Genomic DNA, 14947 nt, shown 5'->3' on the forward strand with positions numbered 1-14947 from the left:
GGGCCCGCCCCCGTCGATCTGCCTACTTCGCGCCCTTGGGGGGCTTGACCGTCCAGAAGCCGGGGTCGCTGGCGATCATGCCGGGGCCCGGGAAGCTCAGCTTGGGGCTGAAGGCGAAGAGCTGGTTCTCGACGACGTTCACGGTGTCGGTGAAGACCTTCTGCATGGCCTTCTGGCCCTCTTCGCCCAGGGCCTCCTGGAAGGCCTTGTCGGCGGCGGCCATGCCGTCCAGCTCGCCGAGGGACTTGAGGGGACGCAGCACCAGGTAGGTGGGCGAGCCCGTGCCCGCGGCGATCTCGTAGAAGGCGAAGGAGGCCTGGTAGCCGCTCTTCCCGTAGCCGGCCAGGGCCATCTTCACGCCCTCCTCGAAGGCCTTGCCCTGCCCCTGCTTCACGCGGAAGGTGCGGATGCGCATGTACCGCATCTTGCCGATCTCCACGGGCGGGCCGTAGCTCAGGTCCTTGCGCAGGGCGCCCAGCATGGTGCGGGTGCCGCTGAGGTGGTCGCCGTCCTGCAGGGCGATCTTGTCGACCTCGGCCTTGAGGGCCTCGTTCTTGTCGAACTCGTTCTGCTTGGATTCCCAGTCCGCGTAGCTGGCGTAGCCCATGATGAACCAGGCCTCGGAGGGCCCCGTGAGGGCGCTCATGCCGAGGTAGTTGTCCTTGGACTTGCCCTTCACGAGGGCCCGCGTCCACGCGGACTCCGTGGCCGCGTGGCCCGCGCCGTGGCCGGGCTTCACCTCCTCCCGCACGAACAGCATGAGCGGGGGCGGCGGCATGGGACCGCTCTGGGCCAGCAGGGCCGGGGCCAGCAGAAAGGCGAGCTTGGGGAGCAGGGACTTGAAGGTTGCATGGAACATGGCGGCCCACCTCCAGAGGGGCGGACCCGATGCTAGTCGTCCGGCGCTCGCGAAGATAGGAATATTACTGTTGTAACAAGGCTATCGGATCGTATTAATACCATTTTTCGCATCTTTGCCGATGGGCGCCGCGACGCCCTTTCGCGCCGTCAAAGCCCATCCCCCACCTTCCAGCCAAGCGGCCGGAAGGTGGGGGATGGGGTACGGACTGGTCAGTTGTTCAGCGCGCCTGCGGTGATCCAGGCGGAGATGAGGGACTGGTTCGCCGCCGACACGCTGCGGTGGCCGCCGGCCAGCTGGGCCACCAGGGCGCTGGTCCCCGGACTGCCCGGCACGACCCGCAAGCCGGAGCGGGTGGTGGCGGCGACATTCACCAGGTTGGCGTAGGCATTGCCCGCGGTCAGGTTCATGCCGGCATCCCCGTTCTGGCCATGGCAGCCGATGCAGAGCGGCGTGAAGATCGTCGTCTGCAGCTGGGTCAAGGTGGGTGCGGTGCCCCCGGCGGTCACGGTGATGGTCCGGGTGGCGGGAGTGGGATCGGCCAGCCCCTTGGAATCCGTGGCGGTCAGGGTGACGGTGTAGGTACCGGCCGTGGCGAAGGTGTGGTTGCCCGGTGCCAGCAGGGTGGAGGTACTGCCGTCCCCGAAGGACCAGAGGACGGTCACGGTGTCGCCGTTGGGATCGGAGACGGTGCCGGTGAAGGAGACCGCCTGTCCGGCCGTGATGCTGACATTGGCCGCGGGGGCCGTGATGACCGCGTCAGGTGGCTGGTTGACCGCCGCGGGCTGCACGGTGATGGTCCGGGTGGGCGGATTGGGATCCGCCAGCCCCAGGGAATCGGTGGCCGTGAAGCGGACCGTGTAGGTGCCGGCCGCGCTGTAGACGTGATTCCCGGGCGAGAGCAGGGTCGACGTGCCACCGTCCCCGAAGGTCCAGAGGACGGTTACGGAGTTGCCATCGGGATCCGTGGCCATGCCCGAGAAGGAGACGGGCTGGCCCGCCACCACCGTGACGTTGCCGACGGGGGCGGTGATCGTCCCGACCGGCGCCTGGTTTCCGGTGGCGGCCTGCACGGTGACGGTGCGGGTGGGCGGGTTGGGATCCACCAGGCCTTTGGCATCGGTGGCGGTCAGACGCACGGTGTAGGTGCCCGCCATGGGGAACAGGTGGCTGCCCGGTGACAGCATCGACGAAGTGCTCCCGTCGCCGAAGGTCCAGAGCACGGTGACGGCATCCCCGTCGGGATCCGAGGCGGTGCCCGCGAAGGACACGGACTGGCCCGCCTGGATGGTCACATCCGCCGAGGGGGACGTGATCGTGGCCGTCGGGGGATGGTTGGTGGGCGTCCCGCTGGCTGGGAGGATCTGGCCCCGGAGCTCGCCCGTGGGCTGGGCCTGGGTGAGCACGTTCAGGTAGAAGCTGCCGTTGGCGAGGGCCGCGCTGAAGCCCACCCAGTCACCGGCGAAGGGCCCCTTGAGGTTCCGTGCCCGGATCCGGCCACTCACCGCGAAGCCGCTGCCGGCATGGTCGTCGTCCTCCTCCCCGAAGTCCTCACCGCGCGACAGCGTGGCGACCAGAGCACCCGTGGCGCCGGGCAGCCCCTGCCGGATCTCGATGCGGCGGACATTCCGGATGCCCGTGAGGGAGACGGTGTAGCGCAGCGCCGGGCCCGAGGACACGTGGTCATCGGAGACGCTGCTGCCGCTGGCCAGGGAGAAGGTGGCCTGGCCGGTGGCCTGGGTGGTGACCGGCGGGACCTCGTCACCGCCGCTGAGGGTGGCCGTGAACTGGGCCGTGGCCGTGGGTGCCGACGAGGGGACGGCGGCCATGACCACGCCGCGGCTGGTGCTGGTCCAGTAGACGTTGCCATTGGGGGCCACGGCGACCGCCGAAGGCTGGGGGTCCCCGCTGTGGATCACCGTGCGGGTCATGGACGTGAGGTCCAGGGCGTTGACGGTGTTTTTCCCGCCGGAGGCCCCGGCCACGCCGGGCGTGGGTACTTCCGTGAAGTAGAGGAGATTCTCGGAGGTGTCGAGGGCCAGCCCACGGGGGGCTTTCAGGCCCGAGAGAACCACGCCGCCGGAGCCATCAGGCGCCCGGTGGTAGATGAGTCCGGCGGCGCTGCTGGTCCAGTACAGGTCCCCGGAGGCGGCCGCCACGAGGGTGGTCTTCTCCGGCCCGGCGGGATCGGGGATGGCGGAGATCGCCCCGCCCCGCACGATCACGGCGGCGGTGCCGCCTGAGGAGGTCGTGCCCGCGAGGTAGACCCGGTCCGCGGAATCCACGGCCAGGGCGGTGGCGGGCAGCATGCCACCGGCGTGCAGCACGGAGGGGGCGCCATCGGTGGCCCCCTGGGTCATGAGGGCGCCGCGGTTCGCATCCACCCAGTAGAGCCTTCCGGCATGGTTGGCGGCGATGCCGGAGCGCACGGCGGGATCGGCGCCCTGCACGCGCAAGGCCCCGGTGCGCAGATCGACCCGGGCGATGGACGCGTCCAGCGGGTTGGTGGATTCCTGGGAGACGACCAGGGTGTTCGCCCCGCCAAGGGCGAGGCCCGTGGGCCGGGCCAGACCCGAGGCCACCTGGGTGTAGGTGAAGGGAGCCGCGGTCGCGGGCGGATCCGTAGCGGGGGTCTGGGCGTTCTGGGAGGATCCCTTCCCGCAGTTCAGGTGGGGCACGGTGAGCAGCGCCACCCCAAGCAACGAGGACAGTCCGAGGATTCGGGATTTCATGGAAATGCTCCTTGTGGAAGAACTGGACACCTCGAATGCGACCCTGAGAACAGAGCCGCCCGGCGAGGAGCAGAGGAAACCGTGGAGGCCGAGGCGGCCTCAGGACAAACGCATCGTCCCGATCGGAGGGGTGCACCACGCGGATTCCGGCCCTGGCGAAGGACCACCCCCGAAAGGGCAGCCAGGCTGGGTTTCCGACAACGATCGAGGTCTGGGGCTCCGGGTATCCAAAGACCGGAGCGGTAGGGCAAACATGTCCCATGCCCCGGAATGCGTCAAGGATCGAAAGGTCTAGACGATCTGCCAGGACAAGCATTCACAGGGGCTTGGGATTGATTTTTTTTCTTCGCTGCCCCGGGGGAAATCCGGAGGCACGATCCAGCTAGATCGGGATGACTAGGACGAACGTGTCCGATGGCGGGATCCCGGCAGTGCCGGAAGGCCGCGCCGATGCTGCATCTTCCGATTGGGGCGGCCCGCCGGATCCGCGATTGACAGAGACTGTCTCATTCATTCCCGGGGACGGCCGATTCAACCACCGCGCTCGGTGGCCTTGAAGCTCCGGTAGAGCAGCAGGTCGTAGAGGATCTTGAGCCCCCCGGCGAGGAAGAAGGGCAGCCCGCCGAGGGCGGGGACGGCGAGCATGGGGCCGGCCAGGACGGGTGAGATGGCTGCGCCGGTGGTGCGCGCGATGCCCGTGACGCCGGCGGCGGCGGAGCGCTCGTCGGGCGCCACCACGGCCATGGTGTAGGCCTGGCGCGTGGGCACGTCCATCTGCGAGATGCTGAAGCGCAGCAGCAGCATGGCGATGGCGAGCGGCAGGCTGGGCATGAGCGGCACCAGGATCAGCAGCACGTTCGAGGGGATGTGGGTGTAGACCATGGTGCGGATGAGGCCGATGCGCCCGGCCAGCTTCACGGCATAGAGGCTGGAGAGGCCCGCCAGCACGTTGGCCACGAAGAAGATGGAGCCCAGCGTGCCCGGGGCCACGCCGAACTTCTGGTGGAACCAGTAGGCTACGAGGCTCTGGATGACGAAGCCCCCGGCGAAGGCGTCCAGGGAGAAGAGAGCCGACAGCTTGAACACCACGCCCTTCGAGGCATGCAGCCCCCAGCGCCCGGCCGCGGCGGCCGTCGGCGGAGCCTCCACGGCCCCGCTCAGCTTCGCGAAGAGGGCCGCCAGCAGCAGCCCCACGGCGGCGTAGGCGAAGATCAGCACCCGGTAGCTGGCCACCGGGGCCAGGCCGGAGCTCTGCAGGGCCTGGGCGGTCCAGCCGCCGGCCAGGGCGCCCAGGGCGGTGGCGAAGGAGCCCGTGAGGTTGTACCAGGCGAAGACGCCGGTGCGGCGGTCCTCGGGCAGCACCTGGGACAGGGCCGCCTGCTCGATGGCCAGGAAGGGGCCCACTTCGTTGCCGGAGGGGCTGATGACGCCGAAGGTGGCGGCCAGCACCAGCACCGTGAAGTCGCCGCTGAGGGCGAAGGGCACACCCGCCAGCAGCATGAGGGCCGAGCCCAGGGCGAGCATGCGCTTGCGGCCCACACGGTCGGCGTGGAGGGTGATCCAGAGCGAGATGAGCGTGTCGCCCACCAGGGTGAGCGTCAGCAGCAGGCCGATGCGCCCCTCGCTGAAGCCGAGCCCGGCCAGGTACAGCACCAGCACCACGGAGAGGAAGCCGTACGAGAACATCCGCGCCGCCCGCGTCACGAAGAGCAGCCGGCCATCGGGGCCGAGGAGGGAGGGGGCCGCGCCGGGGGAGGTCATAGGCCTCCCATTCTAAGGGTGCCGGGCCAGGGCTTTCAGACCCGCACGAAGGGGGCCAGGTGCGCCTGGAGTTCCTTCATGCCGAAGGGCTTGGAGAGCAGGGTGACGTGGCGGTGCGCCTGGACCAGATCCTGGGCGGCCTGGTCGGCCCGGCCCGTGGTCAGGAGCACCGGCACCGTGGGCAGCAGGGCCCGCAGCCGCGGCAGGGTCCCCGCGCCCCCCAGGCCCGGCATGTTCATGTCCAGGATGACCACGTCGGGACGGAGGCCGCCCTCCACCCGGGCCAGGGCCTCTTCGCCGGTGGCGGCCAGGCAGGGCAGGTGCCCGAGGAGCTCGAGCATGCCCAGCATGGAGTTCTGGATCAGCTCGTCGTCGTCCACCAGCAGGACCTCCAGGGACCCGCCGAAGGGCAGGGTGCGATAGGCCCCGGAGGGTTCGGCGGGCTGGGCTGGGCCGGCGCTGGCCGGGAAGCGCAGGAGGACGCAGGTGCCCTGGCCCGGCTCGCTCCGGAGCTCCATCTCGCCCTGGTGGGTCTTGACCGTGCTGTAGACGATGGACAGGCCCAGCCCCGTGCCCTTGCCCACCTCCTTGGTGGTGAAGAAGGGATCCAGGGCCCGGTCCATGACCTCCTTTTCCATGCCCATGCCTGTGTCCTGGACCTGCACCTCGACCCAGCGGCTGGGGAGGTTCCGGGTCCGCAGGGTGAGGGTGCCGTTCTCCGGCATGGCGTCCACGGCGTTCACGCAGAGGTTCATGAAGGCGTGGTTCAGGGCTCCCGCGTCGCCGCGGACCAGGTGCAGCGCCGGATCCAGGTCCATCTCGAGCCGGATCTTGGACAGGGTGGTGCGCTCGAGCAGCCGGACCTCCTCCCGCATGATGGCGTTGAGGTCCAGGTCCTGCTGCTCCTCCACGGCGTTCTGCCGCGCGAAGCTGAGCAGGCCCTTCAGCATGTTGCCGCCCCGCTCCGCGGCCTTGATGATGGTGCCGAAGGCGCGCTGGACCGGGCTTCCCGCCGGCTGGGACTCGATGTGGGCGGAGGCCAGTCCGAGGATCGCCCCCAGGACGTTGTTCATGTCGTGGGCCACGCCTCCGGCGAGGCTGCCGAGGCTCTCCAGCTTCTGGGCCTGGTGGAGCTGGGCCTGCAGGAACTGCTGCCGTTCCTCCGCCTCCCGGCGCTTGGTGACGTCGGTGATGATGCCGACCAGGGTGTGCAGGCTTCCGTCCGGGTTCTCCAGGCGACGCCCCGACAGGTGGCCCCAGAAGGTGCTCCCGTCGGCCCGGATGAACAGCCGCTCCACGGAGACGAGGTCGATCTCCCCGGTGATGATCATCCGCATCCGCGCATCGGCGATCCGCCTTTCGGACGGGTGCAGGTGCTCGGGGTAGGTGGTCCCGATCAGCTGCTCCAGGGGCATCCCGAACATCTCCGCCATGCGCCGGTTCGCGAAGGAGATCTCGCCCCGGTCGGACACCAGGATGATGCCGGCTTCGGAGGCCTCGAAGATGGTCCTGAGCTTGGCCTCGTTCTCCCGCAGCAGGGCCTCGGCCTGCTTGCGCTCGGTGATGTCGTGGATGATGGAGTACAGCACCCGGCGGTGGCCCGCCAGGACGCGGCTGGAGGAGACCTCCACCTCGCGGAGGGAGCCATCCGCCAGGCGGTGCTGGAATTCGAAGCGGGCCCCTTCGTCCTCCCGGATGGAGGCCATGATCCGCTGGAGCTCCCCCTCCGGCAGGATGTTGATGTCCGAGATGTGCAGCTCCAGCATCCGCTCCGGCGCGTAGCCGTAGAAGGCAGTGGCGGCGCGGTTGGCGTCGAGGATGCGGCCATCCTCGGGGTCGATCATCAGCATCACCGACGAGTTGTCGGTGAACTGGTGGCGATGGGCGGCCTCGCTCATCCGCAGGGCCTCCTCCGCCCGCCGGCGCTCCAGCTCTCCGGCCGCCCGGTCCGCCACCAGCTTCAGCAGCGCTTCGGCCAGTTCCGGCTCCTTCAGCGGGCGCCGGCCGATCAGGGCGATCAGGCCGATGGGCTTCCCGGTGTGGCCCCAGAGGGTCACCCCCAGGTAGCTCTCGGCCCTGAGGTCCCGGAGCACCTCATCCTTGGGGAAGGAGGCGGCCACCCCGGAGGGGAAGCAGCACACCGCCTTTCCCGCGAGCACGCCACAGGGCGTGTCCTTCAGGGCGTAGGAGACGTTGTCCTCGAAGCGGCCGTCACACCACATTGCGAGCGTCTTCGCCGTCAGGCCATCGCCTTCGAGGACATCGATGCAGACGAATTCCACGGCGAACTGCTCGGCCAGGAACCGGGCCAGGGACTGGAAGAAGTCCTCGCCCGGCCCAAGGGCGCCACTGGCCAGGAAGGCCAGCACCTCCTCGGTGCGGTGATGCCGGGTCAGGTCCGTGAAGGTGATGACGGGGTTCTCGCCAAGCCGGGCGCAGGCGGCCCGGACGAACCGCCAGGAGCCGTCCCGCTGCCGCATGGGGAGGTCCATGGGCGCCATGGGCCGGCTCCCGTCCCTGGGGGGCCGCAGCGCCTCCGCCCAGGCCCCCTGCAGCTGCTGGCGGGTGGCGGGGTCTGGAAGGAACGACTCCCACCATGCTCCGGCGTCCCGGAGATCCCCGCTCCCGTAGCCGAAGAGCTCCGTGAACGCCAGGTTGGGGCAGAGGGCCTCCTCCACGGGATCCCACGCCACCATGGCCAGGGGCAGGCTGTCCACCCATTGGCAGGCGGGGGGGACCTGAGGCGGCGGGAGTGGCGAGGTCATGCAGGGGCCCCGGGGGAGATTCCATCTATTCGGCTTGACCATCCCATCGCAGTAACCCGGTGCCGTCAACCGGGCCTAGCCGCTCCGGTCATCCCGGCTGTCTGGATCCACCTTCTTCAGGGATACTTGACCCCATGTCCCTCCTTGCCCGCCCCGCCGTCCGCTGGCCCGCCCTCCTCGGCCTCTGGGCCCTGGCGGGGGCGGTGGCCTGGATCGTGACGGTGCAGGTCTTCCTCCTGGTCCTGAACCCGTTCTGCCACCTGCAGCGGCCCGGGTTCTCGCACCTGGAGGTGGTGAGCGTGGACCGGAACGCGGACAGCCAGATCACGGACTTCGTGACGGCGAAGCAGGGCGAGGAGACGCGGGTGCTCACCGTCAGCAAGGCCGAGGCCGCCGAACTGCACCCGCACGACGAGGTGTGGATCCTGGACGCCTGGTACGCGGACAGCCTGCGCCCAACCCAGTTCCTGCTGACGCCCCAGCGCATCCTGCTGGAATACCCGCTGCTGCTCCTGCTGCCGGTGGCCCTGGGCCTCTGGCGCGTGCGCCGCGCCCGCCGGGAGGCCGAGGCCGCCCCGCCCCCGCCCGTGCGCCGCACCTTCACCGACGACTTCCACCTGCGCGCCCAGCGCTTCGCCAAGCCGGAGGCCGCCGATGCTGGCGCCGGGATGACTGAGACCAAGAACACCGATGGGGAACGATAGGACCTGATCGGCTTTCCTCCGGGGCCGGGCGATGTCCGCCCTGGTCGCCGCGAAGGGGCTCAGCCCTGCTTGTCGGGGGTTTCCGCCTTGGGCGGATCGGCCTTGGGAGCCTCGGCCTTCGGCGCCTCGGCGGGCTTCACAGGGGCCTTGGCCTTCGGGACTTCCACCGGGCGGGTGGCGGCCTGGTAGGTCTTCCAGGATTCCTCGGCCTTGCGGTGGATCTCCTCCGCCCGTTCGCGATGGACCTCCGCCTTCTTCTGCAGACCATCGGCCTGGCGCTTGGCCTGGTCGGCCTTCTTCAAAGCCTCGGCCTCGGCCCGCTTGTAGGCGGCCTGCCGGGTCTTCTCCTGGGCCGCGCGGCGCTTCTGCGCCCGGGCCTCGCCGGCAAGCCTGTCCGCCTGCGCCTCCCGCTTCTCCAGTTCCTCGGTGCGCCGGGCCGACTTGTCGGCTGCCTTCGCCTTCATCGGGGCGGGCCCACTGGGTTTCGGGGTCGGGTCGGGAGTCTGGGCTCCCAGGAACACGGGCAGGAACAGGGTGCAGGCCAGCAGCTTCATGGGAAACCTCGGGGTTGGGAATGGGAAGCCTCCATTCTGCACCCCCGCCGACCCGGATCGGAACCTTTGCACACCGTTTCCCAGCCCCGTCAACCGCAGCCACACTGAAGGCTCGCGCGAGGCATCCATGGACATCAAGCTCACCCCCGACACCGAGAAGCGCCTGGCCGGCCCCATCCAGCGCTTCGTAGCCGAGGAGTACGGCGAAAGCATCGGCGAGCTGGGCGCGGGCAACTTCCTGCGCTTCTGCCTGAAGGAGATCGGCCCCGCCATCTACAACCAGGCCATCAGCGATGCACAGGGCTGCCTGCAGGAGCGGGTGACGGACCTGGAGAACATCTGCTTCGCCGAGGAGACCAGCTACTGGGGGACCGCCGCGAAGAAAGGGATCCAGCGCAAGCCCGACCATCGGCGGTAGCATCCGGTACCCCCTCCACCCACGCACAGGCCCGCCATGCCCCACTGCATCCTTGAAGCCTCGGACAACCTCCTCGACCAGCCCGACTGGGGCAGCCTGCTGCGGGAGATCAACGGCACCCTGGTGGGCACGGGGCTGTTCACCGCGGCGGACATCAAGAGCCGGCTCCTGCGACACCCGGTCTTCGCCATCGGCGATGGCGCCGCGGACCAGGCCTTCGTCACCCTGAACGTGCAGATCCTGGGCGGCCGCCCGGACGAGGTGAAGGCCCAGCTCAGCGAGGCCCTGCTGCCCGTGCTGGCCAGGGCCTTCCCCCACACCTTCGCGAAGATGAGATGCAGCCTCACGGTGCAGATCACGGACATCCACCGGGCCAGCTACCGCCGCCAGATCAGCTACTAGCACCCCTCCAGGAGCCTTCATGGCCGAACCCATCACCGCCCGCCAGCTCACCATCCTCCAGGTGGTGGCCAAGCACCCGGACGTGGTGCGGGACCACCTGGTGAAGGCCGGGGCCACCGATGCGGACCTGGCCTACCTGGAGCGCCACGACCTCATCCGCGAGCGGGCCATCGGCCGCTACCGCGTGACCCACATGGGCCAGGAAGTGCTGAAGCGGAGCCTCTGAGCCGGCAAGGCCCCGGCGCCCTCGGGTCCATTTCGACCCACCCCGGGTGGTGCGGGGAAATGCGTCTGCCCCGGGGGCTTGTCCCGCCCCCGGAGCCCCGCCTGGGTCAAAACCACATCAATTAGATATTATGCATTATTTTTCCATGTCATTGATTGACTGGTCATTACGAATTTTGCATGCATTGGCGCGCTGATTGCCAGTGAAGGGGTCCGCCTCGGAGGGCCCATTCCGGTCTGTCGAGGCACCCCTTCCCCCAGCCTCCGATGCCTGGGCGGTCGGGCAGCTTGACGCATTGGAACCTCTGTCCGGAGTCACGCCATGAAAACCGTCGTCGAAGAACCCGTCCAGACCCGGAGTCGCAAGAAGCTGAAGTGGGAGACCGCCAAGGGCCACGGCGTGGTCCCCACCCATTTCGGCAAGGCCAAGCATCTGGATGCCAAGGCCCCCTCGGCCAAGGCCTTCCCGGGCGGGAAGGACCTCGTCATCGAGACCTTCAAGAATGCCGGCGACGCGCCGGCCACCACCACCATCAGCGACGGGGGCGGCAAGAAGCTCCGCAACGCCACCATCAACCTCATCTTCTGGGGCGATGCCTGGACCGCCAACCCCGCGCCGAACCCCTCGCTGGCCCAGGTGGTGAACGACGCGGCCAGCATCCTGGCGGGACCGTACCAGGCCCGCATCTCCCAGTACGGCGCCACGCCGGCCAGGCTGGGCGGCATCTTCGTGTCCGTCCCCGGCAACAACCCGCCCACGAACTACCAGACCTCGGACGTGGCAAACCTCATCACGGGGGCCATCGGCGGCGGCGCGCTGCCCGAACCGGACGAGGAGACCAACGACGTCCTCCACTGCGTCTTCATGCCGCCGGGCACCAACGCCCCACCCAACCTCGGGGGCCTGCACACCTATGCGAACTGGACGGAGATCAGCCTCATCCCCTTCGACATCGACATCAACGACCGCACGCACATCGCCTGGGTGGCCTTCGGCAACCGGGGCTTCATCTCCTCGGTGTTCTCGCACGAGGTGGTCGAGGCCCTCAGCGATCCCGAAGGGAACGGCGTCCAGGTGAATCCGACGAATGCAAACGCCTGGAACGAGATCGGCGACGTCTGCCAGTCCACGGGCCTGGTCAATGGCGTCACGGTGCAGTCCTACTGGTCCCAGAGCGACCGGGCCTGCGTGATTCCGGTGAACCTCGCCCTGGAGATGCAGATCAGCTTCATCCACAAGACGCCGCGGGATGACGCCTTCCATCCCATCCGGGCCGTGGGCGGCATGAACCTCACCCAGAACATCCCGTTCCGGATGACGCAGAAGGAGTGCATCGCCTCCATCGACCGGGGCAACAAGTTCTTCGTGGTCGGGGCCGACGGCAGCCGTGCCGAGGTGAAGGTCTTCGTCCACTTCCCGCCCTGGAACCGGCAGGGCATCCGCTACATCGCCACCGTCGCCGACAACTCGAAGGCGGACAACCTGCTGTCGCTGCCCGAGGGCTGAGCCCCGCGGGCCTCCCTGCCTCCACTACCTGCCACGCATCCATCAGGAGCACCCATGGCCGCCCATCCCCAGAAAGACCCCGCGCCACCGCCCCCCGAAGCCGGGGAGGAATCCGAGCGCTGCAGCGTCCGGCTGCCGAAGCCGGACCCCTGCTGCATCAGCCCCTGCGAACCCCCCTGGCTGAAGGACGAGCAGTGCCTGCGCTGGTACGAAACCAAGTACTTCCGGGTCCCCCTCGGCAAGGACCGCGGAAACGTCGGCGCCTTCGTCAACCTGCTGAGGGAGTACATCGAATTCCGGATCACCTACGAGCACTGCCTGTGCCTCGTCGGCAAGCAGCACGGGCCGCTGCTCTACACGGTCACGCTGCTGCCCAAGGAGAAGGTGACGCTCTACCATAGCGACCGCTACCGCCGCATCTCCAGCGAGCAGGACCGCTACGCGGTGCAGTCCACCTTCATGCAGTTCCTGTCCGTGGTGCACGAGGCGAGGACCACCAACACGATGAACCTGCTGAACGACAGGCTGGCGAGCGTGAAGGGGAGTACCTCCGTCTCCGCCGGTGGCGGGCTCGCCGGCCTGCTGGGGCTTCCCAGCGGCAACGCCTCGGTGCAGACCAGCGTGACGGACCACACCGTCCTGCAGGTGGGGGCCGTGTCGGACCAGTTCAACCAGTCCGTGGCCCAGGCCTCGCAGCTCACGCACGCCGAGCGCTCGGTGGTGGTCAGCACCTACGAGGACAAGGAGACCGCCGACATCACCGCCCGCACCATCCAGAACGACAACGACTGCCGGGCGGTCACCTACTTTGTCAGGAAGGTGGTCGAGCTCTACACCATCCGCACGACGGTGGTGGACATCTCGTACCACATCGTGGCACCGAATTTCCCGGCGGATTGGCACTCCCTCGACGACGTGGCCGGGCTCCCCGCTTCGGTCCAGGACGAGATCAAGCAGGTGCTCAAGCTCCTGCCCAAGCTCGGCGCCGAAGTCGAGAAACCGAAACCCATCTCGCTGCCCACGGATGGCACGGTCTACGATCCCGAGCTGGCCCACTGCTGCTCCTGCGAACCGGAACGCGAAGCCGCCATGCGGATCTCGCTGGAAAAGCAGAAGGCGGAAGCCCGCAAGGCCTGCCTGGAGTCCCAGCTGCTGGAAGTCGAGCTGGAGCGGCGGCGCCTGCTGCTGGCGAAGGGGGATCTCGCCCCCTTCGAGCCGCCACCGGTGGAATGCTGCGAGTGAGCCCGCCCATCCGGTAGGGACTCCCGCCCGCCCGACCCCCTCCACTCACCAGGCGATGGTTGGCCTGATGAGGGAGGGGGTTCTATGATCAGGGCCCGCCCCGGAGTATCCATGTCCCTGCTGACCCGCGCCGAAGCCACCCGCTACGAGGAGACCAGCCGCCACGCGGACGTGATGGCCTTCATCGCCGGTCTCCAGGCCAAGGGCGACAAGCGCCTGCATGTCACCACCTTCGGCGTGAGCCCCCAGGGCCGCGAGCTGCCCCTGCTGGTGCTGTCGGATCATGGCGTCAAGACGCCGGAGGAGGCCCGCAGCCTGGGCCGCCCCGTGGTGCTGGTCATCAGCGGCATCCACGCCGGCGAGGTGGAGGGCAAGGAGGGCTGCCTGATGCTGGTGCGCGACCTGCTGGAGGGCCGGCCCGGGCTCGATGCCGGCGCCCTCCTCGCGGACCTGACGCTGGTGGTGGTGCCCCTGTTCAATCCCGACGGCAATGATGCCATCGATCCCGGCAACCGGCGCCTGCACCTGCCCAAGCTCACGGGTCAGCTGGGCCCCGACAGCGGCGTGGGCACCCGCGTGAACGCCGCCAAGATCAACCTGAACCGCGACTACCTCCGCATGCAGGGCGAGGAGATGCGTCTGCTGCAGACCCGCGTGTGCCAGCCCTGGGCGCCGGACCTCACCATCGACAACCACGCCACCAACGGCTCGGTGCACCGCTTCTCCATGACCTACGACATCCCCCACACGGTGGAGAGCGGCCGGGGCGAGCCCATCGAGTACATGCGCCAGCGCCTGCTGCCGCCGGTCACCGCGGCCCTGAAGCGCAACCACGGCCTGGACGCGGGCTGGTACGGCAACTTCGTGGAGGACGAGCGGGCCATGGACGCGGACGTGGACGCCCAGCCGGGCGCGCCAGTGCGCGAGGGCTGGATGACCTACCCACACCACCCCCGCTTCGGCAGCAACTACCGGGGCCTCACCAGCCGCATGGACCTGCTGCTGGAGTGCTACTCGTACATCAGCTTCGCCGAGCGCGTCCGCACGGCCTACGCCTTCATGCTGGAGACGCTCAAATACGTGGCGGCCCACCGGGACGAGGTGGTGCAGACCGTGGCGGCGAGCCGGACGCCCCGGGAGCGCATCGCCATCCGCTACGGCCTGGAGCGCTTCGCCGCGCCCGTCGAGATCCTCACGCGCACGCCGCGCACGCTGGAAGGAGCGCCCACGAGCGTGACCCTGCCGTACCTGGGCCGCTTCGTGGGCAGCACCGTGGTGGAGCGCCCCGAGGCCTACCTGGTGCCCGCGCCCATGGCCGCCCACCTGCGTCGGCACGGCCTCAGCCTCCAGGAGGCCGTGGGCACCTTCGACGTGGAGGTCCCCGTCACCGAGGGCCTGGGCTCCGAGGGGGGCCGCGCCATCCTGGAGGCCGCCGCCGTGGGCGAGGTTTCGGTGTCCTGGCGCCGGGGCCCCCGGGCCGTGCCGCCGGGCTGGGCCCTGGTGCCCACCGAGCAGCCCCTCGGCGCCATCGCCGTCTACCTCTGCGAGCCCGAGAGCGATGACGGCGCCGTGGAGAACGGCCTGCTGCCGGTCCCGGCCCTGGGCGAAGAGTTGGCCCTCTGGCGGGTGCCGGCCCTGGGCTGAGTGCCTCGAAGGAAAAGCGTGGAACCGCGAATGACGCGAATGGGCGCGAAGAAAGGGCTTTCGGCTGGATGCCCGCTGGCTCCGCACCCCTCTCTTTCGTTTCCCTTCGCGACCTGTCCCGTGCTTTCACCGAT

At 69.1% G+C, this 14947-nt stretch carries 12 protein-coding genes; 7 read left to right on the top strand and 5 right to left on the bottom strand.

Annotated elements, in window-relative coordinates:
* Nucleotides 1-22: 22 nt before the first annotated feature.
* The 4 genes from QOZ81_RS12935 to QOZ81_RS12950 all read right to left on the bottom strand — a co-directional run bounded on the left by QOZ81_RS12935 (nt 23) and on the right by QOZ81_RS12950 (nt 8117).
* Entirely contained in the window at nt 23-859 is an 837-nt protein-coding gene (locus tag QOZ81_RS12935; protein WP_291205682.1) for a hypothetical protein, read from the bottom strand.
* Between the two features lie 212 nt (nt 860-1071).
* Nucleotides 1072-3591 carry a PKD domain-containing protein gene (locus QOZ81_RS12940; protein WP_291205679.1) on the bottom strand — a complete coding sequence of 840 codons (2520 nt, stop codon included), beginning with the start codon at nt 3589-3591 and terminating at the stop codon, nt 1072-1074.
* A 531-nt stretch (nt 3592-4122) separates the two neighbouring features.
* The gene (locus QOZ81_RS12945; RefSeq protein WP_291205676.1) at nt 4123-5352 is read right to left on the bottom strand and encodes an MFS transporter; all 1230 of its coding nucleotides are present in this window, start codon (nt 5350-5352) and stop codon (nt 4123-4125) included.
* 35 nt (nt 5353-5387) lie between these two features.
* Complete coding sequence (locus QOZ81_RS12950; protein WP_291205672.1) at nt 5388-8117, bottom strand: PAS domain S-box protein; 2730 nt, start codon at nt 8115-8117, stop codon at nt 5388-5390.
* A gap of 134 nt (nt 8118-8251) precedes the next feature.
* On the opposite strand from QOZ81_RS12950, the gene QOZ81_RS12955 reads away from it, so the two are divergent.
* Complete coding sequence (locus QOZ81_RS12955) at nt 8252-8821, top strand: hypothetical protein (protein ID WP_291205669.1); 570 nt, start codon at nt 8252-8254, stop codon at nt 8819-8821.
* Between the two features lie 59 nt (nt 8822-8880).
* Here the strand turns inward: QOZ81_RS12955 and QOZ81_RS12960 are convergent, their stop codons facing one another.
* Nucleotides 8881-9375, bottom strand: a complete 495-nt coding sequence (locus QOZ81_RS12960; protein ID WP_291205666.1) for a hypothetical protein — start codon at nt 9373-9375, stop codon at nt 8881-8883.
* A gap of 127 nt (nt 9376-9502) precedes the next feature.
* Here QOZ81_RS12960 and QOZ81_RS12965 point away from each other — a divergent pair, with 127 nt between their 5' ends.
* The 6 genes from QOZ81_RS12965 to QOZ81_RS12990 all read left to right on the top strand — a co-directional run bounded on the left by QOZ81_RS12965 (nt 9503) and on the right by QOZ81_RS12990 (nt 14813).
* On the top strand, nt 9503-9793 hold the full coding sequence (locus QOZ81_RS12965; RefSeq protein ID WP_291205663.1) for a DUF2164 domain-containing protein: 291 nt from the start codon (nt 9503-9505) through the stop codon (nt 9791-9793).
* Nucleotides 9794-9829: 36 nt separating this feature from the next.
* Entirely contained in the window at nt 9830-10195 is a 366-nt protein-coding gene (locus QOZ81_RS12970; RefSeq protein ID WP_291205660.1) for a 5-carboxymethyl-2-hydroxymuconate Delta-isomerase, read from the top strand.
* Between the two features lie 19 nt (nt 10196-10214).
* The gene (locus QOZ81_RS12975) at nt 10215-10421 is read left to right on the top strand and encodes a hypothetical protein (protein ID WP_291205654.1); all 207 of its coding nucleotides are present in this window, start codon (nt 10215-10217) and stop codon (nt 10419-10421) included.
* A gap of 321 nt (nt 10422-10742) precedes the next feature.
* The gene (locus QOZ81_RS12980) at nt 10743-11927 is read left to right on the top strand and encodes a DUF3892 domain-containing protein (protein ID WP_291205652.1); all 1185 of its coding nucleotides are present in this window, start codon (nt 10743-10745) and stop codon (nt 11925-11927) included.
* A gap of 54 nt (nt 11928-11981) precedes the next feature.
* Entirely contained in the window at nt 11982-13169 is a 1188-nt protein-coding gene (locus QOZ81_RS12985) for a hypothetical protein (protein WP_291205650.1), read from the top strand.
* A gap of 111 nt (nt 13170-13280) precedes the next feature.
* Entirely contained in the window at nt 13281-14813 is a 1533-nt protein-coding gene (locus QOZ81_RS12990) for a M14 family metallopeptidase (protein ID WP_291205646.1), read from the top strand.
* Nucleotides 14814-14947: the final 134 nt, after the last annotated feature.

This window comes from Geothrix sp., assembly GCF_030219325.1.
Taxonomy (GTDB): Bacteria; Acidobacteriota; Holophagae; order Holophagales; family Holophagaceae; genus Geothrix.

Coding starts and splice junctions, on each gene's coding strand:
- QOZ81_RS12970 (WP_291205660.1), top strand. CDS start 9,830: ATGCCCCACTGCATCCTTGAAGCCTCGGACAACCTCCTCGACCAGCCC.
- QOZ81_RS12980 (WP_291205652.1), top strand. CDS start 10,743: ATGAAAACCGTCGTCGAAGAACCCGTCCAGACCCGGAGTCGCAAGAAG.
- QOZ81_RS12945 (WP_291205676.1), bottom strand. CDS start 5,352: ATGACCTCCCCCGGCGCGGCCCCCTCCCTCCTCGGCCCCGATGGCCGG.
- QOZ81_RS12940 (WP_291205679.1), bottom strand. CDS start 3,591: ATGAAATCCCGAATCCTCGGACTGTCCTCGTTGCTTGGGGTGGCGCTG.
- QOZ81_RS12955 (WP_291205669.1), top strand. CDS start 8,252: ATGTCCCTCCTTGCCCGCCCCGCCGTCCGCTGGCCCGCCCTCCTCGGC.
- QOZ81_RS12935 (WP_291205682.1), bottom strand. CDS start 859: ATGTTCCATGCAACCTTCAAGTCCCTGCTCCCCAAGCTCGCCTTTCTG.
- QOZ81_RS12950 (WP_291205672.1), bottom strand. CDS start 8,117: ATGACCTCGCCACTCCCGCCGCCTCAGGTCCCCCCCGCCTGCCAATGG.
- QOZ81_RS12960 (WP_291205666.1), bottom strand. CDS start 9,375: ATGAAGCTGCTGGCCTGCACCCTGTTCCTGCCCGTGTTCCTGGGAGCC.
- QOZ81_RS12975 (WP_291205654.1), top strand. CDS start 10,215: ATGGCCGAACCCATCACCGCCCGCCAGCTCACCATCCTCCAGGTGGTG.
- QOZ81_RS12990 (WP_291205646.1), top strand. CDS start 13,281: ATGTCCCTGCTGACCCGCGCCGAAGCCACCCGCTACGAGGAGACCAGC.
- QOZ81_RS12965 (WP_291205663.1), top strand. CDS start 9,503: ATGGACATCAAGCTCACCCCCGACACCGAGAAGCGCCTGGCCGGCCCC.
- QOZ81_RS12985 (WP_291205650.1), top strand. CDS start 11,982: ATGGCCGCCCATCCCCAGAAAGACCCCGCGCCACCGCCCCCCGAAGCC.